Source organism: Xenorhabdus sp. KJ12.1 (genome assembly GCF_963876495.1).
Lineage (GTDB): Bacteria > Pseudomonadota > Gammaproteobacteria > Enterobacterales > Enterobacteriaceae > Xenorhabdus > Xenorhabdus stockiae.
In genome coordinates, this window is sequence record NZ_CAWNQH010000076.1 from 1 (window position 1) to 24,530 (window position 24,530).

25 protein-coding genes are annotated in these 24,530 nt (G+C 42.3%); 17 read left to right on the forward strand and 8 right to left on the reverse strand.

Translation table 11 applies throughout. The annotated features are described in order from the left end of the window. The first annotated feature begins 93 nt into the window (after positions 1 to 93). The 4 genes from AACS92_RS13290 (at position 94) to AACS92_RS13305 (ending at position 2,245) form a co-directional block, all read left to right on the forward strand. The gene (locus AACS92_RS13290) at positions 94 to 336 is read left to right on the forward strand and encodes a hypothetical protein (protein ID WP_099111444.1); all 243 of its coding nucleotides are present in this window, start codon (positions 94 to 96) and stop codon (positions 334 to 336) included. Positions 337 to 645: 309 nt separating this feature from the next. Beyond that, a complete protein-coding gene (ydfG, locus tag AACS92_RS13295; protein WP_099111445.1) occupies positions 646 to 1,392 on the forward strand; it encodes a bifunctional NADP-dependent 3-hydroxy acid dehydrogenase/3-hydroxypropionate dehydrogenase YdfG in 747 nt (248 codons plus the stop codon). 133 nt (positions 1,393 to 1,525) lie between these two features. Then, a complete protein-coding gene (locus AACS92_RS13300) occupies positions 1,526 to 1,894 on the forward strand; it encodes a DUF1283 family protein (protein WP_099111446.1) in 369 nt (122 codons plus the stop codon). 33 nt (positions 1,895 to 1,927) lie between these two features. Then, a complete protein-coding gene (locus AACS92_RS13305; RefSeq protein WP_099111447.1) occupies positions 1,928 to 2,245 on the forward strand; it encodes a DUF1161 domain-containing protein in 318 nt (105 codons plus the stop codon). A gap of 64 nt (positions 2,246 to 2,309) precedes the next feature. Here the strand turns inward: AACS92_RS13305 and bioD are convergent, their stop codons facing one another. The 3 genes from bioD to AACS92_RS13320 form a co-directional block, all read right to left on the reverse strand. After that, complete coding sequence (gene bioD, locus AACS92_RS13310; RefSeq protein WP_099111448.1) at positions 2,310 to 2,861, reverse strand: ATP-dependent dethiobiotin synthetase BioD; 552 nt, start codon at positions 2,859 to 2,861, stop codon at positions 2,310 to 2,312. Between the two features lie 125 nt (positions 2,862 to 2,986). After that, positions 2,987 to 4,207, reverse strand: coding sequence for a sugar metabolism global transcriptional regulator Mlc (gene mlc, locus AACS92_RS13315; RefSeq protein ID WP_099111449.1), 1,221 nt, complete (start codon positions 4,205 to 4,207; stop codon positions 2,987 to 2,989). Between the two features lie 145 nt (positions 4,208 to 4,352). Beyond that, positions 4,353 to 5,255: a LysR family transcriptional regulator gene (locus AACS92_RS13320; protein WP_099111481.1), complete on the reverse strand. Its 903-nt coding sequence runs from the start codon at positions 5,253 to 5,255 to the stop codon at positions 4,353 to 4,355. A 176-nt stretch (positions 5,256 to 5,431) separates the two neighbouring features. Here AACS92_RS13320 and AACS92_RS13325 point away from each other — a divergent pair, with 176 nt between their 5' ends. Next, positions 5,432 to 6,700 carry an MFS transporter gene (locus AACS92_RS13325; protein WP_099111450.1) on the forward strand — a complete coding sequence of 423 codons (1,269 nt, stop codon included), beginning with the start codon at positions 5,432 to 5,434 and terminating at the stop codon, positions 6,698 to 6,700. A gap of 136 nt (positions 6,701 to 6,836) precedes the next feature. Here the strand turns inward: AACS92_RS13325 and AACS92_RS13330 are convergent, their stop codons facing one another. Further along, the gene (locus AACS92_RS13330; protein ID WP_099111482.1) at positions 6,837 to 7,469 is read right to left on the reverse strand and encodes a helix-turn-helix domain-containing protein; all 633 of its coding nucleotides are present in this window, start codon (positions 7,467 to 7,469) and stop codon (positions 6,837 to 6,839) included. A gap of 333 nt (positions 7,470 to 7,802) precedes the next feature. Here AACS92_RS13330 and tus point away from each other — a divergent pair, with 333 nt between their 5' ends. Continuing rightward, on the forward strand, positions 7,803 to 8,729 hold the full coding sequence (gene tus / locus AACS92_RS13335) for a DNA replication terminus site-binding protein (protein ID WP_099111451.1): 927 nt from the start codon (positions 7,803 to 7,805) through the stop codon (positions 8,727 to 8,729). A 55-nt stretch (positions 8,730 to 8,784) separates the two neighbouring features. Here the strand turns inward: tus and fumC are convergent, their stop codons facing one another. Further along, positions 8,785 to 10,179 carry a class II fumarate hydratase gene (gene fumC, locus AACS92_RS13340; protein ID WP_099111452.1) on the reverse strand — a complete coding sequence of 465 codons (1,395 nt, stop codon included), beginning with the start codon at positions 10,177 to 10,179 and terminating at the stop codon, positions 8,785 to 8,787. Positions 10,180 to 10,380: 201 nt separating this feature from the next. On the opposite strand from fumC, the gene manA reads away from it, so the two are divergent. The 3 genes from manA to add all read left to right on the forward strand — a co-directional run bounded on the left by manA (position 10,381) and on the right by add (position 14,403). Then, on the forward strand, positions 10,381 to 11,556 hold the full coding sequence (gene manA / locus AACS92_RS13345; protein WP_099111453.1) for a mannose-6-phosphate isomerase: 1,176 nt from the start codon (positions 10,381 to 10,383) through the stop codon (positions 11,554 to 11,556). A 142-nt stretch (positions 11,557 to 11,698) separates the two neighbouring features. Then, positions 11,699 to 13,228, forward strand: coding sequence for a YdgA family protein (locus tag AACS92_RS13350; RefSeq protein WP_099111454.1), 1,530 nt, complete (start codon positions 11,699 to 11,701; stop codon positions 13,226 to 13,228). A gap of 173 nt (positions 13,229 to 13,401) precedes the next feature. Next, a complete protein-coding gene (add, locus tag AACS92_RS13355) occupies positions 13,402 to 14,403 on the forward strand; it encodes an adenosine deaminase (protein ID WP_099111455.1) in 1,002 nt (333 codons plus the stop codon). Positions 14,404 to 14,478: 75 nt separating this feature from the next. Here the strand turns inward: add and AACS92_RS13360 are convergent, their stop codons facing one another. Both AACS92_RS13360 and AACS92_RS13365 read right to left on the reverse strand, forming a co-directional pair. Further along, complete coding sequence (locus AACS92_RS13360) at positions 14,479 to 15,459, reverse strand: bile acid:sodium symporter family protein (protein WP_099111456.1); 981 nt, start codon at positions 15,457 to 15,459, stop codon at positions 14,479 to 14,481. A gap of 45 nt (positions 15,460 to 15,504) precedes the next feature. Next, positions 15,505 to 16,545: an oxidoreductase gene (locus tag AACS92_RS13365; protein WP_099111457.1), complete on the reverse strand. Its 1,041-nt coding sequence runs from the start codon at positions 16,543 to 16,545 to the stop codon at positions 15,505 to 15,507. A gap of 129 nt (positions 16,546 to 16,674) precedes the next feature. Between AACS92_RS13365 and AACS92_RS13370 the strand changes: the two genes are divergently transcribed. From AACS92_RS13370 to nth, 8 genes are all read left to right on the forward strand, one after another. Then, positions 16,675 to 17,115 carry a DUF2569 domain-containing protein gene (locus AACS92_RS13370; RefSeq protein WP_099111458.1) on the forward strand — a complete coding sequence of 147 codons (441 nt, stop codon included), beginning with the start codon at positions 16,675 to 16,677 and terminating at the stop codon, positions 17,113 to 17,115. Between the two features lie 117 nt (positions 17,116 to 17,232). Then, positions 17,233 to 17,814, forward strand: a complete 582-nt coding sequence (gene rsxA, locus AACS92_RS13375) for an electron transport complex subunit RsxA (protein WP_099111459.1) — start codon at positions 17,233 to 17,235, stop codon at positions 17,812 to 17,814. Beyond that, a complete protein-coding gene (rsxB, locus tag AACS92_RS13380) occupies positions 17,814 to 18,437 on the forward strand; it encodes an electron transport complex subunit RsxB (RefSeq protein ID WP_099111460.1) in 624 nt (207 codons plus the stop codon). The genes rsxA and rsxB overlap by 1 nt, the downstream gene beginning before the upstream one ends. Beyond that, the gene (gene rsxC, locus AACS92_RS13385; protein ID WP_099111461.1) at positions 18,430 to 20,925 is read left to right on the forward strand and encodes an electron transport complex subunit RsxC; all 2,496 of its coding nucleotides are present in this window, start codon (positions 18,430 to 18,432) and stop codon (positions 20,923 to 20,925) included. Before rsxB ends, rsxC begins: the two co-directional genes overlap by 8 nt. Before the next feature lie 12 nt (positions 20,926 to 20,937). Then, positions 20,938 to 22,017, forward strand: a complete 1,080-nt coding sequence (gene rsxD / locus AACS92_RS13390; RefSeq protein WP_099111462.1) for an electron transport complex subunit RsxD — start codon at positions 20,938 to 20,940, stop codon at positions 22,015 to 22,017. 10 nt (positions 22,018 to 22,027) lie between these two features. Further along, complete coding sequence (gene rsxG / locus AACS92_RS13395; protein WP_099111463.1) at positions 22,028 to 22,654, forward strand: electron transport complex subunit RsxG; 627 nt, start codon at positions 22,028 to 22,030, stop codon at positions 22,652 to 22,654. Beyond that, positions 22,655 to 23,359, forward strand: coding sequence for an electron transport complex subunit E (locus AACS92_RS13400; protein ID WP_099111464.1), 705 nt, complete (start codon positions 22,655 to 22,657; stop codon positions 23,357 to 23,359). Positions 23,360 to 23,373: 14 nt separating this feature from the next. Continuing rightward, entirely contained in the window at positions 23,374 to 24,006 is a 633-nt protein-coding gene (gene nth, locus AACS92_RS13405) for an endonuclease III (protein WP_099111465.1), read from the forward strand. A gap of 205 nt (positions 24,007 to 24,211) precedes the next feature. Here nth and AACS92_RS13410 read toward each other — a convergent pair whose 3' ends face one another. Further along, positions 24,212 to 24,526: a hypothetical protein gene (locus AACS92_RS13410; RefSeq protein ID WP_241538009.1), complete on the reverse strand. Its 315-nt coding sequence runs from the start codon at positions 24,524 to 24,526 to the stop codon at positions 24,212 to 24,214. Positions 24,527 to 24,530 lie beyond the last annotated feature (4 nt).

A 24,530-nucleotide genomic window follows, 5' to 3' on the forward strand; every position in this document is an offset into this window, starting at 1 on the left:
TTATGACAGTAACGACAAATCACATCCACTTTAGCCATATCTCACCCAGAATAAAAAGTAGGGAGTTTATCACAAGATCTAATCATTGGGAGCATGACCCAGAAAGAAGCAGAAAAATTGGTTTCATTATTAAATCAGATTAAATCTTCCGACAATCCGAATATTTACGATAAACTCTGGGAAGAAATTAACCAAGTAACCATTGATTTATCTACAATATATGGCAAATATTCTGCAAATGATACTGTAGAAGAAAATAAATATTATGGTGAGTTTTTAACCAAATCAATCAGCTACAGAGATTTGGGCTATTCATTAAATAGTTCAAGCCATTAAAATTAAGGGCCAGCGTCCCTGCTGCAAGTGGCAGGGAATTAATATTGTATTCCCATGATTTTCTGCAACCCATAAAATAACTCATTATGGTTAATTATCGAAATGACTCCCATTGTTTTATGAAGATGAAAAATCAGTAAATCAAATCAATATCATATGGTTACATTAATCAATGGGATCTGAACACCCTTCCTTTGGTCATCACAACTAAAGAACTTATTAAATTCTTTCTTGACTAAAGATAAATAACTTTCTCTAATTAATAGTTAAATAGGAAAATTAGTTAATAATCGGTAAAAGGGGACGACTATGATTGTTTTTGTGACTGGAGCAACAGCTGGTTTTGGTGAAGCAATTGCACGAAAATTTATTGAACATGGTTCCATCGTTATTGCTACCGGGCGTCGTAAAGAACGTCTGGATAAATTAAGGGAAGAATTAGGTGAAAAATTTTATCCTATACAACTGGATGTGAAAGATCGTGCTGCAATAGAGAAAGTGATGCAGGATTTGCCTGATAACTTACGTAATATCGATATTCTCGTGAATAATGCAGGTCTGGCATTAGGGCTGGAGCCCGCTCATCAGGCTAACCTTGATGATTGGGAAACGATGATTGATACCAATACAAAAGGCTTAGTGAATATGACCCGCGCCTTATTACCTAACATGGTAAAAATGAATCATGGTCATATTATTAATATTGGTTCAGTTGCAGCAAGCTGGCCATATGCCGGCGGTAACGTTTACGGTGCTACCAAAGCATTTGTAAAACAGTTCAGCCTGGGTCTTCGTGCTGATTTACAAGGGAAGAAAGTTCGGGTTACAGATATTGAACCGGGTTTGGTCGGAGGAACGGAGTTTTCTCAGGTTCGCTTTAAAGGTGATGGTGAAAAAGTGAATAAAACCTATGAAGGCGCAGATGCACTGACTGCGGATGATATTGCAGAAGCTGTATTCTGGGTTGCTAACCTGCCAGGTCGCGTCAATATTAATACATTAGAAATGATGCCTGTTTGCCAGACATTTGCAGGCCTGACTATACATAGAGCTTAAAAATTTAATCTGTTGATCAATGGGTAATGGTATAGGTGTTATTTTATACCCGAAATAATAAGGCGGCTCTTTAAAAGAGGTTTCAATTATTTCGGGTATCATTCAATGAATACTTTGTGAGAGAGGTTAAAGCATGAATGTTCATAATCCCTTAATATCTAAGTACTTCCCTGCCATTGCCCTTCTTTTACTACTATTTTGGCAAACTCCTGCACTATCCAGATCTAATCCTTGCACATCAGATAACTGCGTCATTATTAATGGCGGTGGTGAGAATTCTATAACCAGAGAGACAGCCAGACAGGATAGAGAAGAGTGGAACGCACAACGTGATTTACGTAATAAAATTAATAAACGCAAAGAAAAGAGATTTGAAGAATATGAGAATGACGTTGACAATGAGGATGCTTGTTTGAAAAACTTCAACCTGAATGCTTATTGGGAACCAAAAACAAAGCGCTGTCTGGATGTGAATACAGGTCGCCCTATTAATCCTGAATAGGCTATACTCATACCAATAAAACAAGGAGATAAGGTGAAAAAATTCTTACTAGCCGGGGCTATTTTAATGACTGCAGCTACATCTTTTGTAACTCAGGCATCACAAGATCAAAATCCGCAATCCAATGTAGTGACAAATAAAGTTGTAACATGTGATGTTCTAAAAGAGCAAATAGCGCAGAAAATTATTAACAACGGCGTTAAACAAGCAAACTTTAAGCTTGAAGTTATCGATAATGATCAAGTGGTTAACAGTGATGAGAAAGTCGTTGGAAGCTGTAACCGTGGCAAACAGAAAATTATTTATACCCGACTTCTTCACACTAATGACGAAAGCCAATCTACTCACTAATCTATCGCCACAAGTAATGACATCACAAGAAGGGAGTGCTGCTGTGCTCACTCCCTTCTTGTATTCACAGATGATCAAACGTCGATATAACGGTGCTATCCAGATAATGGGGTAATTCCCGCTCTTCTGGCCTTAATAGATAAGGAATTTCACCCAGTTGAGGGGCTGGTATGTGACAACGTAACCTTTCCAGTACTTCAGCGTAATGTGCTAAACCAGGATTGATGCGATTAGCTATCCAACCAAGCAATGGCACACCATCACTGATAATGGATTGTGCAGTCAAAATGGCATGATTAACACACCCGGCTTGAATACCGACAACCAAAATTACGGGTAGTTTTTCTTTCACAACCCAGTCAGAATAGAAAGAATTATCTTGTAATAACGCTCGCCAGCCACCATTTCCGTCAACAATCACACGATCTGCCTTATGACTCAGCTTATTAAGACAGTCAGTCATTTGAGCAAAATCAACCGAAGTTCCTTCCCCTGTTATAGGTTCATACCCTACAGCAATTTCCTTTTCATGATTAAACAATTGCAGTAATGCGCGGGTAACAACCGTTTTACCGATGTTGGTATCCGTGCCTGTAACAAATAAGCGCGTTAACATAAATTTATTTCCGTAATAACCGATTAGACTGGTTACTCTTTGCTGTAACTAGAGAACTGAGTTGAAGTTTAGGTGAAGTGTTTGAGATAGGGATTGCGTTAGCTCAATGTTTTGCCTGATGTGTGCTATCCCTGCATAATTTCGAGCAGTAAATGACCACTGTACAAGGATTGCTTGATCAATGATGCGGCTGGTAAGGTTCCTGAATTAGCAAATGCGGTCGCTGTTATATTGACTCTTTGGCTGTATCCGGGAAGTGAAAGCTGCGTTATTTTCTGTTGAATGACAGGATAAAGAATATGTTTCGCCTCATTCAGCGGTGAACCAATCAATATCTTATCGGGATTGAAGATATTGACCATAATCGCCATGATGTGCCCTATTCTTTCCCCTACACCCCGGATAATCTCTGTTGCCAGAGGATCACCCTGATTAGCTGCCAGACAAAGCAATTCCACTGTCAGAGGCGTTGCCGGAGATATTAATGAATCGGGGTATTGGCTGGCTAGTTCTCGTGCTTTCAGCAAAATATTTTTAATGCCGACAACGGTTTCCAGACAGCCCGTATTGCCACAATAGCAACGCTCGCCATCAGGTTCGACCTGAGTATGCCCAATTTCAACAACACTCTGATTTCCTGCATGAAGCATTTTCCCGGCGATCATAATGCCAACACCAACGTTATCATCAATAACAATCTGAATAATGTTCTGGCATCCCTTCCCTGCACCATATAAAGATTCAGCTATTGTCCATGCGGTAATACCATGCTGCAAAAAAACCGGCACGCCGATACGTCGGTATAAAAATGTGTTGAGAGGAAGATTCTGGATACTGTAATGCGGTGAGTTATGAATAATTCCATTAATCGGGTCAACAATCCCGTTTGTGGTCACACTGATAGCCGTTAAACGTTCAAGGTGGGATTGATGCCGGGAAAAAAAATTGTCGATCAGCTCAGCAAGACAATTCAAAAAAGACTGGTTTTCAGAAGCAGATAAGGATAGCTCTTCTTCAATAATAAGGTTATTTCCCAAATCTCTAAGCCCAAATACAATGCTATCTTTATCAATCCGTATACATAAGAATTGCCATCCTTTACTGTCGGTTTTTAACCCGATTGCCGGACGCCCACGAAACCCTAGATCAGGAAATTCAACTTCTTTCACTAAGTGAGCATCGAACAGTTCTCGGGTAATTTTTGTAATACTGGCAGGTGCTAACTGAGATTTTTTAGAAAGTGCAATACGTGAAATAGGCCCATATTGATCTATTAAACCGTAAACCAAACCAAGATTAATCTGTTTGATTTGGTCAACATGGCTTGGTTGTACGTCTATACTCACTGAGCCTCCCGCTATTTAATTTACACCTCTAAATAATTAGTAATGATTATGTCGTTGTTTAAATTTGAAGATATCCGTTTAGAACAAAAATGTGATCTTTCACACGAATTTCTCGTGATTGTTACGTTTGTTTAACCACTCTCTGTCAACTGTAGATATTTGAGAGCAATAGATCAGTTAACCTCTCTACTGCCGGATTGTTCTGCCGTTTTTTATGGTTAACCAGCCACACTTCAGAGTGAACCGACGTATGAGCTAACGGAATATATTGCACCCCATCGATTTTCATCCGTATAAATGATTCCGTAACAATACTAATTCCCAAACCAGCGGCAACAAGGCCAAGTATAGTCATCGCTTCACCCGCTTCTTGTGAAATCATCGGAGATACTCCGGCACTGATAAACAATGCAATAATTTCATCATATAAAGCCGTTCCCACATCTCGTTCAAAAAACACCAAAGGGTATTCAGATAGCATTTTTATTGTGATCCCTTCGTTTACACGCTCTAGTAAAGGATGGCCATCGTACACAGCGAGCATAAAACGTTCACGAAACAATAGCCGGTGCTGCAAATTATCAGGTAATAACGTATTACGCATGATCCCGATATCAATCCGACCAGTCTGCAATGGAGCAATCTGAGTTTTGGTGTTCATCTGATGCATATGAACCGATACATCAGGGTAACGCTCCCGAAACTGACGTAAACTAAGCGCCACTTTATGCATAAAAGGTGTGGTGGATGTGAAACCGATTGATATTTCGCCTAATTCACCCTGCTGCATTCTGGCTGCTTTAGTTGCCGCAGCATCAACTTGAGATAATATCTGATAGGCCTCTTTGAGGAACATATGACCCGCTGGTGTAAGGGTAACAGTACGATTATTACGTGCCAGCAATTTAGCTTTAATATTTGCTTCAAGAGACTGGATCTGCTGGCTTAATGGAGGCTGTGAAATGTTCAGTCGTTCTGCTGCTCGCCCAAAATGCAATTCTTCTGCAACCGCAATAAAATAACGTAAGTGCCTTAATTCAATATTAATATTCATCATCTTCCGTCAATTGATATGTTTAAAATATCATTTATTATTATTAATATATTAGACAAAATATTGACAACTTCCTACCCTTATCCCGGAACCTTTTTATGAAACAAAACATTAACGTTTTTTTAGCCTCTTAGTATAAATCCTGAATGAAGGGATTTTAAGGAAGTAGAATGGGTACAATCTCTGATATCAGTAGAAATTCAGTAAATGCTGATGTTACACGAGATACTGAAAAAGAAGTTCGTTATAGGGAACATAGTGGCTACATACAGAGCAGCGACCCTGCCTACCTACGTGTTACTTTGTCATTTTTTGCGGTCGGGTTGGCAACTTTTGCCCTGCTTTACTTTATCCAACCTATATTACCTATCTTATCGAAAGAGTTTTCAGTTTCACCGGCTAATAGCAGCTTAGCTCTCTCATTATCTACTGGCATGTTATCACTGGGATTATTGATCACTGGCCCTCTGTCTGATGCAATTGGTCGTAAAAATGTGATAGTTATCTCTCTGATTTTCGCTTCCTTACTTACACTTTTAAGTAGCATGACTACCAGTTGGTATGGTTTTTTAATTATCCGGGCTTTGGTAGGTTTGTCTTTAAGCGGCGTAGCGGCCGTTGCAATGACTTATCTAAGTGAAGAAATTCATCCGAGTTGCGCAGCCTTATCGATTGGACTGTATATCAGTGGAAATTCATTTGGTGGAATGAGTGGGCGATTAGTAACCGGTGTAATGACAGATTATTATTCCTGGCATCTCGCTGTCATTTTATTAGGTTCATTTTCACTTATTGCCGCTATCGTATTTTGGGTGATGCTTCCTTCCTCCCAACATTTTAAATCCAGTTCTCTGAAGCCTAAGACATTATTTATTAATCTGAAATTACATTTCCGCGATCAAGGATTGCCCCTTTTATTCGCCGAAGCTTTCTTATTGATGGGAAGCTTTATTACAATGTTTAACTATATTGGCTATCGGTTATTAGATGTTCCCTATCATTTGAGCCAGACAGTAGTCGGATTATTATCCATTGTTTATCTGACAGGTGTTTACAGTGCAACAAAAGCTGGTTCATTACTGAGTAAGCATGGACGAGGAAAGGTTTTACTCATTGCGATCAGTATGATGCTGATTGGTAATTTAATCATGGTTTTTTCCTCTCTCTGGGCTTTGTTCCTTGGTATGACAATTTTGACAATGGGCTTCTTTGCCGCTCATACCGTAGCCAGTGGATGGATAGGCGCAAGAACTAAACGAGCCAAAGCACAGGCCTCATCACTTTATCTGTTCTGTTATTATGCGGGTTCGAGTATATCAGGAACATTAGGTGGAATATTTTGGTTTTACTATCAATGGAACGGTGTTGCTATTTTTATTTCACTATTAACAATAATAGCTTTTTATATAGGAATGAAGCTCAATAAACTAGCAGCATAACAAAACATATCCAATGGATTTTGAGAGGCAGAACCCTCTCAAAATCCAGAGAAATATAGATAATCATATATTATAAAAACGATTATTGTTAAGTACAATCAATAAAAAATTGACTTAAAAAAGGCAGATATGATTATTAATAATATGATTCTGTTGGCAAAAAAATCACCTTTACTAAATAACCATCAATAATCTCAATATTTTTACTTTTTTTCAAAGAAGCTAATATGCGCTGAATACAACTGCGCGAAAGTGTACATCGCTGCTCTATATATTTAATAGCTGAGATATTTTCTCTGAATTCATCAGGTAACGTGATAAGACGGGATAATAGACTACATACTATATCTTTAGCGCCGTGACGGAATATACTCATATCTCTGGCATATAGGAAAGCCATTTTATATGAAATCACTCTCATCCACTCTCTGTAAAGGTCGTGTTTTTTTATTGCATTCAATGCACTAACACGAGGCAATTGATATATCTTACAATCAGGGCCAAGCTCGATAGAATAATAGGTTTCTGATCCAGAATAAAAAGATAACCCTAAGATATAAGGAGAAAAAACAGTCGAAATAATTAAATTATCTTCTACTCTGCGTATGTTCACATATCCCTGCACTAGTAAAAAAAACTTGGCAAATTCATTCTCAATTTTAATTAATGAACCTTGCGTTGGTAAATCGGATAAAATTTCTTCAGAAGAAGGTAATAATGCATCAATAATTTTATTAAAAGAATTCACTGGCTTAATTAGTTTATTCATATCAAACCACCCCAGAATAACGCCCATAAAAAATAAAAATTTTTCTCATACGTTTTGAGAAATGAAAAGCGTTTTATCCAACCGATTTCAAAAAACTCTCCCAAGAGAGAAGTAATCGCACTGACACTGATAGCAAGCATCTATTTTTAGCTTTTATCATAATGTAGAAATAATTGGCAATAACCAATTTAAAAGATAATTTGCCATGAACTTCCCTATTTGACTTTATTTTCTTCTGTTTTCGAAGGTTACACTGGATTTTTTGTGTTTTAATAAGTATGTTGTAACTAAAATTGAGGAGATCCACTAGAATACGAGTGTGAGCGTTCGAATATGAATAAATACCTTTCAATAGAGTCACTTACTTCTTGCTTTAAAAAACAGGAAAAAAAATTAGCTGAATTAGCTGAACTGTTGATGAAATATCCCCTTATTGATGCCCGGGTATTCCAATTACCACAAATTGAAAAAGGCGATGAACATGATCAGATTACTGAAATTGAAGTCACTCCTCTACAAGGTGAAGGTGCCCTTAACTTAGGTTTACGGTTTTATCAGAAGTTATTCATACATCATAATCATCCCAATATCAGCAGCAAAGCCGCAAGCCGATTACCAGGAGCATTATGTTTTTCTGTCAGCCAGCAACAATATAAAGCGGCTATGAGTATTATTAATGATGTCAACGAGTTAAAAACAGAACTGGAAAATATAGTAACTAAGGAGTCAGGTGTCAGCAAAGAACAGCGGTTTGAATTCGTTCATGATCATTTACGCGGTTTAATTACCTTAAATGCCTATCGAACGATTACCCCACTTGTAGATCCGGATACTATCAACTTTGGTTGGGCCAATAAAAACATCATTAATAAAGTGACAAAGCAACAAATTCTGGAAAGGCTGGAAAAGAGTTATAATTCCGGTCGTGCAGTCCCCCCCTACTCCAGCGATCAGTGGACCGCGTTGGTCGCATTGGAAATCACCGATATTAAGAAGTTGCCTGATGATGTTGTTTTGAAAATTAAACGACCAGTAAAAGTACAGCCTATCGCACGCGTCTGGTACTCAGAAATACAAAAGCAGGTTCAATATGCCTGCCCTCTCCCCATCATCGCTTTTTATACAAAAGATAGTAACGTAACCCCCAAAGTAGGTTCACTGCCAAATTATAACGCCAATACAATCAAATACCGCCACAAACCCAAAGCTAAACCGCTTGAGCTAGTAATCCCCCGTTTACATCTTTATCGGGAAATATAAGCAAAAAACCGGAGGAAATACCTCCGGTTCCACATCAGCCATTAATAGGCAAGAGTTACTTCATACTACCAACCATATCTTCCGGACGAACCCAAGCGTCAAATTCAGCTTCAGTCAGGTAACCCAACTGCATTGCTGATTGTTTCAGAGTCAGACCTTCTTTATGTGCTTTTTTAGCAATTTCTGCTGCCTTGTCATAGCCAATATGGGTATTCAGAGCAGTTACCAGCATCAGCGATTCATTCAGTAATTGAGTAATGCGATCACGATTAGGCTCAATTCCAATAGCACAATGCTCATTGAAGCTACGCATACCATCAGCCAACAGACGGACAGACTGCAAGAAGTTATGAATCACCATTGGACGGAATACGTTCAGTTCAAAGTTACCGGACGCACCACCAATATTGACAGCCACATCGTTACCCATAACCTGAGCGCACAGCATAGTCATAGCTTCACACTGAGTCGGATTTACTTTGCCCGGCATAATGGAGCTGCCCGGCTCATTTTCAGGAATAGAAATTTCACCGATACCGCAGCGAGGGCCGGAAGCCAACCAGCGAACATCGTTGGCAATTTTCATCAATGATGAAGCCAGACCTTTCAGTGCACCATGGGAATGAACCAGTGCATCACAAGTACCTAATGCTTCAAATTTGTTTGGTGAAGTGATAAAAGGCTGACCGGATAATTCAGCGATTTTTTTCGCAACACGAACGGCATATTCAGGGTGAGTATTCAGACCTGTACCAACCGCTGTTCCGCCCAGCGCCAGTTCACAAACATGAGGGATGCTGTTTTCGATGTGTTTCAGGTTATGAGCCAGCATTGCTGCCCAACCTGAAATTTCCTGACCTAAAGTCAGTGGTGTTGCATCCTGTAGGTGAGTACGGCCAATTTTTACGATATCTCTAAATGCTTCGGCTTTATCTGCCAGCGTTTTTTGCAGAACTTTCAACTCAGGCAACAAGTGTTCACGTAATGCGATAACTGCCGCAACGTGCATTGCTGTCGGGAAGACGTCATTAGAGCTTTGGCTCTTATTAACATCATCATTAGGGTGGATCAGGCGTTCATTACCTCTTTGACCACCAAGGATCTCACTACCACGGTTCGCCAGCACTTCGTTCATGTTCATGTTACTTTGAGTGCCAGAACCCGTCTGCCAGATAGCGAGAGGGAATTCTGTCGGGTGTTTACCTTCCAACACCTCTTTCGCCGCAGCGATAATTGCATCACCGCGTTCCTTAGGTAAAAGGCCCAGATCCATATTAACACTGGCCGCGGCCTGCTTGGTTAACGCAAGAGCATGAATCAATGCAACAGGCATTTTTTCCTGAGAAATGCGGAAATGCTCCAGTGAGCGCTGAGTTTGCGCTCCCCATAATTGGTCAGCAGGTACTTCGATAGGTCCCATTGAGTCTTTTTCAATGCGAGTGGCTGCCATTACTATCTCCTTAGCACACAGAATAATTGAATACGCCGGATCCAACTGTTTTTAACTCACCCAACAGTGCAGATAAATTAATCGGCATCTCTTTATAATGCCATAAATTTATTATCGATAATGCGACCTAATCGTGTTTATTGTATTGTTGTCATATAAAGTTGTTGTATAAATAAGTTTTTTTATTACAGGAAACCCGCCATGCTGAAAATGACCAACCAAATCCAACATTATGATTGGGGAAGTACAACCGCACTGACCGATATTTATGGTATCGCGAATCCGGATAATCAGCCTATGGCAGAGCTATGGATGGGCGCACATCCCAAATGCAGTTCTCAGGTAGCTGATCCTGAAACGGGCCAGCCTATTGCCCTGAATCAGCTTATCGCTCAAGATCCAGAAAAATATCTGGGTAAAAAAGTCACCACGCAGTTCGGTCGGCTACCCTTTTTATTTAAAGTCTTGTGCGCAGCTCAGCCACTTTCTATTCAGGTGCATCCGGATAAATTATCGGCAGAAAAAGGTTTTGCCAGAGAAAATGCTGCGGGTATTCCTCTGAATTCATCCCAGCGTAATTATAAAGATGATAATCATAAGCCTGAATTAGTGTATGCGCTGACTCCATTCAGAGCGATGAATGCTTTCCGGCCTTTATCAGAAATAACTGAGCTGCTGAGTTATGTCTCGAACGCACATCCCGATATTCAGCCATTTATTCAACACCCTACCGAGCAAGGTTTATCGTTCCTTTTTGCTCAGCTGCTAAATATGCAGGGTAAACAGAAAAGTTTAGCGATTGCGGTATTGAAATCGGCATTGAATAGCCGTCAGGGAGAGCCATGGGAGACGATTAAAAAAATGACAGAATTTTATCCCGACGATAATGGTCTGTTTACTCCTCTCCTGCTCAATATTGTGGAATTACAACCGGGTCAGGCTATGTTTCTCTATGCCCGTACTCCACATGCTTATCTTGAAGGTGTTGCATTAGAAGTTATGGCAAATTCAGATAATGTCCTTCGCGCCGGCTTAACCAGCAAACATATCGATGTTCCTGAATTGATGGCAAATCTGGAGTTTACCTCTAAACCCGCTGCCACCTTGTTAACTATCCCAACACAAGAAAAAGAAGCTCTGAATTATTCTGTTCCAGTCAACGATTTTCATTTTTCTATTTATGCTGTTTCAGGGCAGCCGATAACGCTGGAAAATGATTCCGCATCGGTTCTCTTTTGTTCTTGCGGTCAGATTACAGTCAAGTCTGCTGAGCAGGAACTGAAACTATATGCTGGTGAATCCATCTTCTTAGCCGCGGCAGAGAAAAATGTAACTATTTATGGTAATGGAAAACTTGCCTTAGTATCTAATAAATAATTGTGATTCATATAGTTACAAAATGACCCATCAGTAGCTAATCACACTTTTATTGAAAAGTGATTAAAAGTTCTCTAGTTAATCTATACAATTAACAACTATTTTTTACACAAAGACATATCGCATATGGCAATAATGCCGTATGCGCAAAAAAGGATGGAATTCCCACATGAAAAAATCGCTAGTAGCTGTAGGTGTTATTGTTGCTTTAGGTGCAGCATGGACAGGCGCGTCCTGGTACACAGGGAAGCAGGTTGAAGCGCGTATGGATGAAGCACTCCAAAAAGCAAATACAAAACTGGCCGAAAAGATGCCAGACCTTGGATTAGAGTTGCAGAAAAAAGATGTGAAACGCGGCATCTTTAGCACGGATGTCCAACTTGCTCTTACTAGCAAACTTGATAAGAAAGAAGGTATTGTTATCGCATCCAATATTGAGCATGGACCCTTCCCTCTTTCCGATATTGCTAAATTTAAATTTAGCCCTAAATTAGCATCAATCCATTCCGAACTAAAAGACGGTGAATTACTGAAAGAACTGTTCGAAATCACCAAAAATAAATCCTTACTTAATGTAGATACCCGTGTCGCATATGATGGTAATTTATCTTTTGGTATCAATATTATTCCTGTTGATTACACCACTGAAAAAGGCCTCCATTGGGTCATTTCAGGAGCAGATATAACTGTAGATACTAATAAGGATTTCAGTGAAATTACATCCACAGGGAAAAGCGATGAAATAAAATTTGTTCAGCCTGCTCAGCAAAACACCGAATTTAAAATGAAAAATTTAAGTTTTTCATTTAATAGCAAAAAAAACCAATTTGGTGTCTATCTCGGTGACACTTCATCAAACATAGACGAAGTGAGCCTGAGTGGATTTGGTGAAGATATGATGTCCATTAACGGTATCAAATCTTTTTCTACCTTTACTGAAGGTGAAAAGAACAATCTGGATGGAAAATCTTCTCTTACCATTGATGGCATCAAAGTTAAAAACCTGGATTTTGGTTCAGCCAAATTTGTGTTAGCCATGTACCATATTGATAACCAAGCTTACAGTAAGGTAGACCGGGCAACTTATGATGCTCTCTTCAAAACAATTAATTCTTTTGATATAGAAAAATATTCTCAGATTACAGACGCTGCGCTGATGGAAAACCTGCCAGCATTATTGCAACATAATCCAACATTCACCCTCGAAACTCTTAGCTTCAAAAATAGCAAAGGCGAAAGTACAGCTAACTTCACAACAACCCTGAATAACCTTCCTGACGATTTCAGTAAACTACAGAATAGTAATCAAGAAGAAATCATTCGTAGTCTGATCAAAAACTTCTCACTTGACATTAAGCTATCAAAACCAATGCTGACAGAATCTATCGCTCTGTCTGCGATGGTCAGAGGTGAAGACAGAGAATCAGCCGATGCTACCGGAAAAAGTGTTATGCAAATGATTGAAGCACAGGCTACGGCACTTAATTTATTTACCCATACTGATGACTCCATTGACATGAATCTCAACTATGCCGATGACAAAGTCAAATTTAACGGTGAAGAGTTCAACCTGCATCAATTCCTGCTTGATCATAACCTCATCGACTCCTATGATGATGCCGATGAGCAAAATCAGCATGATGATGAAGCTAGTCTTCCTGCGGCTGAGTAACACAAAACCCTATCAAGGTTCTCTATAAGAAAGTACATGCTGAGGCTGGAGAAGCCTAAACAGCGAAAACATCGTAAAAAAACCGATAGATAGTACTTTCATTGCCAGTCAATGCATTGACTGGCTTTTTTGTATACTTTTTATGATAACTTTATAAACAAAAAGGATAAAAAATGATTGATACACAGCTTCCGCTGACCGATTTACACCGCCACCTTGACGGTAACATTCGTCCCGAAACGATTCTGGATCTTGGTCGTCAACACAATATCATTCTTCCTGCCTATGAGCTGGAAGCTCTGCGTCCTCATGTTCAGCTCATTGAAAGTGAGCCAGATCTCGTCAGTTTCCTACAAAAACTTGACTGGGGCGTTGCTGTACTGGCTGATTTGGATGCCTGCCGCCGCGTTGCTGTAGAAAACGTAGAAGATGCCGTTAATGCCGGACTGGATTATGCTGAGCTACGTTTCTCTCCTTATTATATGGCAATGAAACACCAGCTTCCTGTTGAGGGGGTCGTGGAAGCCGTCATCGATGGGATTCATTCCGCCAGCAAGCAGCACGATATCCAAATCCATCTGATTGGTATTCTGAGCAGAACGTTCGGAGAAAAAGCTTGTTCTGAGGAGTTAGCCGGTCTGCTCGCTCATAAGCAACATATTACTGCAATGGATTTAGCGGGTGATGAGCTGGGTTTCCCCGGGCATTTATTTGAACAACATTTTATTCAGGCCCGTGATGCAGGCTGGAATATCAGCGTACACGCCGGAGAAGCAGCAGGTGCAGAAAGCATCTGGCACGCGATTCGTGAATTGGGAGCAACCCGAATTGGTCATGGTGTTAAAGCCATTACCGATCCGGCACTAATGGATTATTTAGCAGAGCACCGTATTGGTATTGAATCCTGCCTGACATCAAACCTGCAAACCAGTACTGTCAGTGCTTTATCCGCTCACCCACTGAAAAAATTCCTTGAACATGGCATTCTGGCATCCATCAATACTGATGATCCGGCTGTTGAAGGAATTGAAATTCGCCATGAGTACCATGTTGCTGCCCCTGCCGCTGGTTTGTCACCGGAGCAAATCCGACTGGCACAGATAAATGGTCTGGAAACCGCATTCCTCAGCGAAACAGAGAAACAGGCATTAAGAATGAAAGTCGCAAATCGTTAACAGGCGATTTAAGCTTATATCAGGCTGATGATATGAGGGTATAAAGGCAGAGTAACTTCTGCCTTTTTTGAACAATTAGACCTTTTTTGAACGTCTGGCATATCGATTGGCAAGTACAGCACAAACCATCAGCTGGATTTGATGGAATATCATCAGTGGCAACAGCATAATGCCCACCATCGCAGCCGGAAATAGCACATTTGCCATCGGCACACCATTAGCAAGGCTTTTCTTCGAACCACAAAAAACGATTGTGATCTCATCTTCTTTACTGAACCCCAGTAAGCGTGAGCTGTATACATTGATAGTTAATACCACAGCAAGCAGAACACAGCAGATAATACCTATCATGACCAGTGAGTAAGCATCAATTTTATGCCAGATTCCTTCGACAACGGCTTCACTGAATGCAACATAAACCACCAGCAAAATAGATGAGCGATCGGTGATATTAACCAATTTTTTATGCTTTTCGACCCATTTAGCAATCAATGGACGTGACAGATGGCCAACAATAAAAGGTACCATCAATTGCAGGATAATATCTTTTATCGCCTGCCATGTATCAGGATGGCTTCCACCATCATGCGTCTGGATAAGGTAGCCGACAAGTAGAGGTGAGAGAAATATTCCCAGTAAACTGGAAGCAGAAGCACTGCATATCGCTGCGGCAACATTTCCTTTAGCAACGGAGGTAAAAGCGATGGCTGACTGCACCGTGGCTGGTAATGCACAAAGATACAGAAACCCCATGTAAACGGGCGGTGACATCCATTCCGGTACAATGAAATGTAACCCCATACCCAGTACAGGAAACAAAACAAACGTGCTCAGAAAAATAACCAGATGCAAACGCCAGTGCCCTATTCCCGCCAGAATGGCATCACGCGAAAGTTTGGCTCCATGCATAAAAAATAACAGTGCAATGGCTGCCGTAGTCAGGTACTGGAACCACGTTTTCACTTCCCCTTCACAGGGAAAAAACGATGCAATCATGACCACAGTAAGCAGTGTTAACAGAAAAGGATCTATTTTTAATTTTTGCAACCAATTCATCAGTACCCTACCTCTTGCCTTAGGATTACTCCATCACTAAATCAGTCAATCGATAACTACTGTGCGTTGCTCTTTCGCTGATTTTTCACCTGCTTCAATCAGTTTCATAATCAGGATAGCTTCCTCCGCCGTCACAGGATTCGGTTTTCCCGCCAAAATAGCATCACGGACAGCAGCATAATACGCGCCATAATTACCCGGTAAATTAGGAACAGTCTGCGTAATCAGATTATCATTTTGTGACACTGTCACATGACCATCACGCGCATCATATCCCCAATTTTCTTGTGTCAGACTTTCCCCGGCCTTCAGACAATCTTCCTGTGTATCTAAACCATATTTTACGTAACTGCCAGACATACCATGTAAGGTATAAATCGGGGATTCTGCGGCAACAAGCATTGATGCATGTAATACAACTTTCAGCGTAGGGTATTTTAACTGAGCATGAAAATAATCAGCAGTTTCAGCATTTGGACGTATTATGCCCAAATCGGTTGTAATGGCCTGAGGTTTGCCAAAAAGCTGCACTGCCTGATCCAACAAATGAGGGCCTAAATCATACCAAATCCCGCTGCCTGCGCCTGCCGCCTCTCTCCAGCGCTGACGTACAGCCGGGCGATAACGGTCAAAATGAGATTCATAATACTTTAATTCGCCCAACACATTGTCTTTCAGTAGTGACTGAACTGTCAGAAAACCTGAATCCCAGCGACGATTATGAAATACCGATAATAATAAATTAGCCTCTTCTGCCTGTTTTTTGAGGGCTTCGGCTTCTGCCACCGTAATTGTGAAAGGCTTATCGACTACAACATGCTTTCCGGCAGCCAACGCTTTTTGTGCTAATGGGAAATGTGTATCGTTAGGCGTTGGGATCACAATAAGATCAATGTCAGGATCGTTAAATAATGCTTCTGGAGAAGAAGCAACATTAATGTCCGGCCAGTCTTTTTTGACTTTCTCGGCATCAGAGCTGGAAATAGCAACTAATTCTACATTCGGCGTTCCCGCAATCAATGGTGCATGAAACGTTTTACTGGCATAACCATATCCAACCAGACCAACCTTCAGAAGATGACTCATAATGACCTCTCAACATTTACAAAAAGGATAAGAAAATATCACCTGCGGTGACTCATTAGCAAATAATCCTACTTCCTGTGTTACTATCTTTTTTATATTTGAATACCCATCATGGAGAGAATGTTTTGTATGTATCAATCCAATGATTATTACCGTATTAATGGTTGGCTATTAGCCCCTGCTGCTTATTTAGTCATGACATTTATTGCTGCCAGTACAATGTTAGTGTTATATGGGATAACCTATTCCTATCAAAGTACGTTAATTCATCGAATAGGTGGCGATTTCGCAGTCCAATGGTATATATCCGTATTAACCACGGCTATTATGTGGTGTTTTACGCTTTGGGTATTAAAATTGCTTTTTATTCGTTCAAAACGATTCCCACGTATTTTTATCATCTGGCTGACACTTTCAGTACTTATAGCTGTCAAAGCTTTTGCATTCTCCCCCATTTCAGATGAACTTGCAGTCAGCTCATTACTTTGGTCACTATTAGCGGCTGCTGTTTTTGTTCCTTATATTAAGCGCTCTTATCGGGTAAAAATGACTTTCACACAAGATCGATAACATCCCCCACAATTGGTTGTTATCATTGCCCCACTTGCCTCACCGCAACGTGGGGAGTTTCTGTCACTTTCACGACTATATAATTTTCATCAAATAATCTTATTTTCAGGTATAGCAATGACTGAATACCTTCTGTTATTTATTGGCACGGTTCTGGTCAATAACTTCGTTTTAGTGAAGTTTTTGGGCCTATGTCCGTTTATGGGTGTTTCAAAAAAACTTGAAACCGCTATTGGTATGGGAATGGCGACCACATTTGTTCTGACGCTTGCTTCCATCAGTTCATGGCTGGTAAATACTTATATTCTTATTCCATTGGATTTGGTTTATTTACGCACATTAAGTTTCATTCTTGTAATTGCTGTTGTCGTTCAGTTCACTGAGTTAGCCGTCCGTAAAACCAGCCCTTCACTCTACCGTTTATTAGGCATTTTCCTGCCTCTGATAACAACAAACTGTGCTGTACTCGGCGTAGCTCTGCTGAATGTCAATCAATCGCATAACTTTTTACAGTCCGCTGTATACGGTTTCGGCGCTGCGGCCGGGTTTTCACTTGTTATGGTGCTATTTGCCGCCATTCGTGAACGTCTGGCTGTTGCCAATATACCTGCCCCTTTTCGTGGTTCATCGATAGGGCTTGTCACTGCGGGGTTAATGTCCCTTGCATTTATGGGCTTTAGTGGTTTGGTGAAATTCTGATGATATCTTTATGGATTGCTGTCGGTGTACTCAGTGTACTCGGGTTAATTTTCGGATTAATTCTGGGTTTTGCTGCTCGCCGTTTTAAAGTGGAAGAAGATCCAATCGTTGAGAAAGTTGATAATCTGTTGCCGCAAAGCCAGTGTGGGCAATGTGGTTATCCGGGCTGCCGCCCTTATGCCGAGGCGGTTATCAACAATGGAGAGATGATCAACAAATGTGCTCCGGGCGGAGAGCAAGTGATGCTCAAAATGTCTGAATTGCTCGGCGTTGATCCACAGCCGCTGGATGGCGATGAAAGCATACAAAATCCGGCCAGAAAAGTTGCTTTTATTGATGAAGAAAACTGCATAGGCTGCACAAAGTGTATTCAGGCCTGCCCTGTTGATGCGATTATCGGTGCAAACCGCGCAATGCATACCGTAGTTGAAGATCTCTGTACTGGCTGCGATTTATGTGTCGCCCCATGCCCGACCGATTGCATCACGATGATCCCTGTAGCCACTACCACATCCAACTGGAAATGGGATTTGAATGCCATTCCGGTCAAAAATATTCCTGCTGATTCCCATTCTCTGTTTATGTCATCTGTTAAGCCTGTTGAGGTTAAAGCCAATGTTTAACCTACTCAATTTGCTTACCAACAAAAACAAAATATGGGATTTTGATGGTGGCATTCATCCACCGGAAATGAAGCTGCAATCCAGCCGGACACCATTACGCTATGCTCCGTTACCAGAAGAATTAATTATTCCCCTCCAGCAGCACATTGGCCCGGAGGGAGAGTTGCTGGTGAAAACCGGAGATAAGGTATTGAAAGGCCAGCCACTGACACAAGGTTCTGGTAGAACCGTCCCTGTTCATGCTTCAACTTCCGGTACGATCACTGCCATTGAACCCTGTGTTACAGCTCACCCATCGGGTCTGAAAGAATTATGCGTCCGTTTACTGCCGGATGGTCAAGATCAATGGTGCGAACAAGTTAAAACCTTAGATTACACATCCCTTGATGCTAATACCTTACTACAACGTATTCATGCCTCAGGTATTGCTGGCCTTGGCGGAGCAGGATTTCCGACAGCAGCAAAATTGAAAGGTGGCGGGAGCTACATCAACACATTGATCATCAATGCGGCTGAATGTGAACCTTATATCACCGCAGATGATCGTCTGATGCAGGAACATGCCAGCGAGATCATTGAAGGCATCCGTATTCTGATGCATCTGCTTAATCCGAAGCAGGTTCTGATTGGTATCGAAGATAACAAACCAGAGGCGATCAGCGCTCTGAATCTTGCTCTGCAAGGTGATAAATCGATTACCGTGCGAGTCATTCCGACAAAATACCCTTCCGGTGGTGCAAAGCAGCTAACCAAGATACTGACAGGCAAAGAAGTCCCGTCTGGTGGCCGTTCTTCTGATATTGGTACCCTGATGCAGAATGTCGGTACTGTGGTGGCTATCAAGCGGGCTATTATTGATGGGGAACCATTGATTGAGCGCGTGGTTACTCTGACAGGAGAAGCTGTTGCTTCACCCGGCAATTTCTGGGCACGTTTAGGAACACCTGTTCAGTTTCTGTTGCAACAGGCCGGGTTTATTCCTCAGTCAGAGCAGATGGTCATCATGGGTGGCCCGTTAATGGGTTTTACTCTTCCTGATTTGAATGTCCCCATCGTCAAAATCAGCAACTGTATACTTGCTCCTTCTGTACAGGAAATGGAGCCAAAAACTACGGAAGAAGCCTGTATTCGTTGTGGTTTATGTGTTGAGGCCTGCCCCGCCGGGTTATTGCCTCAACAACTTTACTGGTTCAGCCGGGGACAGGAACACGAAAAAGCCAAGAACCATAACTTATTTGACTGTATTGAGTGTGGGGCCTGTGCTTATGTCTGCCCTAGTAATATCCCGCTTGTTCAATACTACCGACAAGAAAAAGCCGAAATACGCGCCATTGATGCTGAAACTCGCCGGGCTGCCGAAGCTAAACTGAGGTTTGAAGCCAAGCAAGCACGTATGGAGCGCGAAAAACTGGCTCGTGAAGAACGTCATAAAAAAGCCGCCGTTCAGGTGGGCAATCAGGATACAAGTGCAGTACAAGCAGCACTGGCTCGTGTGAAGGAAAAACAATCCTCTGCGGGAGAGGAAATCACCGTACAAGCTGGTCAGTTACCTGATAATGCAGCAGCAATTGCAGCACGTAAGGCAAGAAAGGAACAATTACGCGCTCGCCAGGCTGAAAAACAGACAGCGAATGCGACTACACCAGCAACCGCAGCAGCCTCTGTAGAAAACGAAGAAGATCCGCGTAAAGCGGCTCTTGCGGCAGCGATTGCCCGCGCCAAAGCGAAAAAAGCCGCGCAGACTCAATCTGAACCAGCACCCGCGCCAGAGATTCAGCCGGCGGTTGCAGAAGAGGCGGACCCGCGTAAAGCCGCTGTTGCAGCAGCCATTGCCCGCGCCAAAGCGAAAAAAGCCGCGCAGACTCAACCTGAACCAGCACCCGCGCCAGAAGTTCAGCCGGTGGTTTCAGAAGAAACAGATCCGCGTAAAGCCGCTGTTGCGGCAGCCATTGCCCGCGCCAAAGCGAAAAAAGCCGCGCAGACTCAACCTGAACCAGCACCCGCGCCAGAAGTTCAGCCTACGGTTTCGGAAGAAACAGATCCGCGTAAAGCCGCTGTTGCGGCGGCCATTGCCCGCGCCAAAGCGAAGAAAGCGGCTCAGACTCAGCCTGAACCGACCCCCGCACCAGAAGTTCAACCTGCGGTTTCAGAAGAGGCAGACCCGCGTAAAGCCGCTGTTGCGGCAGCCATTGCCCGTGTCAAAGCGAAAAAAGCGGCTCAGGCTCAACCTGAACCAACACCCGCGCCAGAGGTTCAACCTGCGGTTTCAGAAGAAGCAGATCCGCGTAAAGCCGCTGTTGCGGCGGCCATTGCCCGTGCCAAAGCGAAAAAAGCGGCTCAGGCTCAACCTGAACCGGCACCCGCGTCAGAGATTCAGCCGGCGGTTGCAGAAGAGGCAGACCCGCGTAAAGCCGCTGTCGCAGCAGCCATTGCTCGTGTAAAAGCGAAGAAAGCTGCTCAGGAAAAACAAGAAACTCTAACAGAATAGTGACATTTATCGATGAAATTTAGGCCAGTCAACACTGACAATAACCTGTTAAAAGTCGCCAGTTCGCCTTTTACACACAGTAAAAAAAATACCAGCCAAATTATGTTATGGGTGGTTTTTGCTGCCATACCCGGTATCGCACTACAAACTTACTTCTTTGGTTATGGAACACTGATCCAGATCTTATTGGCAGTCATTACCGCTTTGTTAGCAGAATCCGCTGCTATCACATTAAAAAAACAGCTGGTTATTCCCTACCTGAAAGATAACTCTGCCTTAGTCACCGGGTTATTACTTGGGATCAGCCTGCCACCGCTGGCACCGTGGTGGCTGATCGTACTAGGGACTTTCTCCGCCATTATTATTGCCAAGCATCTTTATGGCGGTCTGGGACAAAACCCATTTAATCCGGCGATGGTCGGTTATGTGGTTCTTCTTATCTCATTTCCGGTACAAATGACCAGCTGGATGCCACCCGCTTCCTTACAGGCCGTTACTTTAACGCCCTGGGAGTGTCTGATGGTCATTTTCACAGGCCATACACCTGACGGCTCGACTCTGTTACAACTTTTACAAGGTATTGATGGGTTAAGTCAGGCCACGCCGTTGGACAGCTTCAAAACCGGCAGACTAACACATGATATAAGTGAAGTATTACAACAGCCCATCTTGCAAGGGACTCTGGCTGGCATTGGCTGGCAGTGGATCAATGTGGCTTACCTGATTGGCGGATTAATCATGCTGAATCGCAAAATCATTAGCTGGCATATTCCAACAGCATTTATTCTGGTACTGGGAAGCTGTGCCCTGATTAGCTGGCTGATTGATCCCGGCCGTTATTCACCGCCTTTACTACAGCTTTTCTCCGGAGCAACTATGTTAGGTGCATTTTTTATCGCAACCGATCCGGTCAGTGCCTCAACAACACCGAAAGGCCGCCTGATTTACGGTGCCATTATTGGTTTACTGATTTGGATAATCCGAGTTTATGGCGGTTACCCGGATGCTGTCGCTTTTGCTGTTTTACTGGCAAACATCTGTGTACCACTGATCGACAATTACACTCAGCCTCGTGCTTACGGTCATAAATAAGGGAGTGACTATGTTAGAAACTATGCGACGTCACGGTATTACTCTCGCTATTTTTGCCGCCTGCACGACAGGGTTAACTGCGGTTGTCTACTCTTTAACAAAAGACAGGATTGCAGAGCAGGCTGCATTACAGCATAAAATATTACTGGATCAGGTTGTTCCACCAGCCCTCTATGACAACGATATGCCTAATGAATGCTATCTGGTAACAGCCGATGCTCTGGGCAGCCAACAACCTCATCGCCTCTATCTCGCCCGTAAAAATGGAATTCCTGTTGCGGCAGCACTGGAAAGCACCGCGCCAGATGGTTATTCAGGTGCCATCCAATTATTGGTCGGGGCTGACTTTTCCGGAAAGGTGTTTGGTGTTCGTGTAACTGAGCACCATGAAACACCGGGATTAGGGGATAAAATTGATACCCGTATCTCCAATTGGATTTATGCGTTTTCCGGCAAAAAAATTACCTCACCAAGTGATCCGCACTGGGCGGTGAAAAAAGATGGCGGAGAATTTGATCAGTTTACCGGAGCAACCATTACCCCACGTGCTGTGGTCAACGCCGTTAAACGCACAGCAATCTATATGGAAACCATTCCAGCACAACTCTCTTCATTACCGACATGTGGAGCCAAATAAATGAGTGAAACCAAGAACCTATTTTTTCAAGGGTTATGGAAGAACAACTCTGCATTAGTACAGCTTCTGGGGCTTTGCCCCCTTTTAGCCGTTTCTTCTACTGCCACCAATGCATTGGGATTGGGACTGGCAACAACGCTGGTGCTATTGAGTACCAATATTGCTGTATCCGCTCTACGTCGCTGGGTTCCCCATGAAATCCGTATTCCGATTTATGTGATGATCATTGCCTCTGTCGTCAGTGCCGTTCAGATGTTAATCAATGCCTTTGCATTCGGGTTATATGAATCACTGGGAATTTTTATTCCGCTGATCGTGACTAATTGTATCGTTATCGGCCGTGCAGAAGCCTACGCATCAAAAAATTCTATCTATCACTCAGCGGTTGATGGCATTGCTATGGGACTCGGAGCAACGTTTGCCCTGTTCGTTCTAGGTGCGATGCGTGAAATTCTGGGTAATGGCACCCTGTTTGATGGAGCAGATCTGCTATTAGGCAACTGGGCTAAAGTCCTGCGGATTGAAATTATTCATATGGATTCCCCATTCCTGCTCGCTATCCTGCCACCGGGAGCCTTTATCGGATTAGGATTAATGCTGGCAGGGAAATACATTATTGATGAACGCCTCAGAAACCGTTCAGAAAGCAAAACACGTCACTACGAAGTGGATAAAGGCTGTGGCAGCAATATCACAAAAGGCTAAGGGTGTAATCAGGCATGAATAAACAAAAACGGGTCGAAATTCTGACCCGCTTACGGGATAACAACCCAACACCAACTACTGAACTGGTTTTCATTTCACCGTTTGAATTATTGATTTCGGTATTGCTGTCCGCTCAGGCGACTGATGTCAGCGTGAATAAGGCAACAGCAAAACTGTATCCGGTTGCTAATACTCCACAAACTATTCTTGATTTAGGCGTTGATGGCTTAAAAGAGTATATAAAAACCATCGGGCTATATAACACCAAAGCCGAGAACGTGATTAAAACCTGCCGGATTCTGCTGGAAAAGCATCAGGGTGAAGTGCCAGAAGATCGCGCAGCACTGGAGGCATTACCGGGCGTGGGCCGTAAAACAGCTAACGTTGTGCTGAATACCGCGTTTGGCTGGCCGACTATTGCGGTTGATACGCATATTTTCCGCGTCAGTAACCGGACGCAGTTTGCACCGGGGAAAAACGTTGATGAAGTGGAAAAGAAACTGCTGAAAGTCGTCCCCGATGAGTTCAAGGTTGATTGCCATCACTGGCTGATTTTACACGGGCGCTATACCTGCATTGCCCGTAAACCACGTTGTGGATCTTGCATTATTGAAGATCTGTGTGAGTTTGAGGATAAGACAGAGTGATAAAAATTTATAAGTAAAAGATCCCAAATAAACCCAATTAAATGCACTCTTTGAGAGCTTTAATTCTTAAAACTCTGTACACGTAGAGTAATAATAAAAAGGCCGGAAGAGCAAAATGGATCCTTCCAGCCTTTTTGTTCCATGCTAAATAAGATTGACACTTTTCTTCGACAATCTGGGTGAATATGATCACATCTTAATCAAATTAAGATAGGAGTTGAATAGCTTTATCCTGTAGCTCGATTCCTATATCTTCAAGCTCATTTAGCATTTCTTTATCATACATTCCCTCCCTAAACGAAAATGCACCATACACATCCACGAAAGCAAGGGCTAGTTTCTTAGGTATTTCAGTTTTCTCGTGATAGAAATCAATTAAAAAATCTAAGGCGTGGTAAAGTATTTTTATTTCATCCATAGAAAACGAATTCTTCGTTCTTAGCCTTACAGGTATAGAATTTTCACCTAATAATTTATCAAATACTATGTTTTGAGCTATATCTTCATTCATTGATGTCATATCG

Coding starts and splice junctions, on each gene's coding strand:
- AACS92_RS13290 (WP_099111444.1), top strand. CDS start 94: ATGACCCAGAAAGAAGCAGAAAAATTGGTTTCATTATTAAATCAGATT.
- ydfG (WP_099111445.1), top strand. CDS start 646: ATGATTGTTTTTGTGACTGGAGCAACAGCTGGTTTTGGTGAAGCAATT.
- AACS92_RS13300 (WP_099111446.1), top strand. CDS start 1,526: ATGAATGTTCATAATCCCTTAATATCTAAGTACTTCCCTGCCATTGCC.
- bioD (WP_099111448.1), bottom strand. CDS start 2,861: ATGTTAACGCGCTTATTTGTTACAGGCACGGATACCAACATCGGTAAA.
- AACS92_RS13325 (WP_099111450.1), top strand. CDS start 5,432: ATGGGTACAATCTCTGATATCAGTAGAAATTCAGTAAATGCTGATGTT.
- AACS92_RS13330 (WP_099111482.1), bottom strand. CDS start 7,469: ATGAATAAACTAATTAAGCCAGTGAATTCTTTTAATAAAATTATTGAT.
- tus (WP_099111451.1), top strand. CDS start 7,803: ATGAATAAATACCTTTCAATAGAGTCACTTACTTCTTGCTTTAAAAAA.
- fumC (WP_099111452.1), bottom strand. CDS start 10,179: ATGGCAGCCACTCGCATTGAAAAAGACTCAATGGGACCTATCGAAGTA.
- manA (WP_099111453.1), top strand. CDS start 10,381: ATGCTGAAAATGACCAACCAAATCCAACATTATGATTGGGGAAGTACA.
- AACS92_RS13350 (WP_099111454.1), top strand. CDS start 11,699: ATGCGCAAAAAAGGATGGAATTCCCACATGAAAAAATCGCTAGTAGCT.
- add (WP_099111455.1), top strand. CDS start 13,402: ATGATTGATACACAGCTTCCGCTGACCGATTTACACCGCCACCTTGAC.
- AACS92_RS13360 (WP_099111456.1), bottom strand. CDS start 15,459: ATGAATTGGTTGCAAAAATTAAAAATAGATCCTTTTCTGTTAACACTG.
- AACS92_RS13365 (WP_099111457.1), bottom strand. CDS start 16,545: ATGAGTCATCTTCTGAAGGTTGGTCTGGTTGGATATGGTTATGCCAGT.
- AACS92_RS13370 (WP_099111458.1), top strand. CDS start 16,675: ATGTATCAATCCAATGATTATTACCGTATTAATGGTTGGCTATTAGCC.
- rsxA (WP_099111459.1), top strand. CDS start 17,233: ATGACTGAATACCTTCTGTTATTTATTGGCACGGTTCTGGTCAATAAC.
- rsxB (WP_099111460.1), top strand. CDS start 17,814: ATGATATCTTTATGGATTGCTGTCGGTGTACTCAGTGTACTCGGGTTA.
- rsxC (WP_099111461.1), top strand. CDS start 18,430: ATGTTTAACCTACTCAATTTGCTTACCAACAAAAACAAAATATGGGAT.
- rsxD (WP_099111462.1), top strand. CDS start 20,938: ATGAAATTTAGGCCAGTCAACACTGACAATAACCTGTTAAAAGTCGCC.
- rsxG (WP_099111463.1), top strand. CDS start 22,028: ATGTTAGAAACTATGCGACGTCACGGTATTACTCTCGCTATTTTTGCC.
- AACS92_RS13400 (WP_099111464.1), top strand. CDS start 22,655: ATGAGTGAAACCAAGAACCTATTTTTTCAAGGGTTATGGAAGAACAAC.
- nth (WP_099111465.1), top strand. CDS start 23,374: ATGAATAAACAAAAACGGGTCGAAATTCTGACCCGCTTACGGGATAAC.
- AACS92_RS13410 (WP_241538009.1), bottom strand. CDS start 24,526: ATGACATCAATGAATGAAGATATAGCTCAAAACATAGTATTTGATAAA.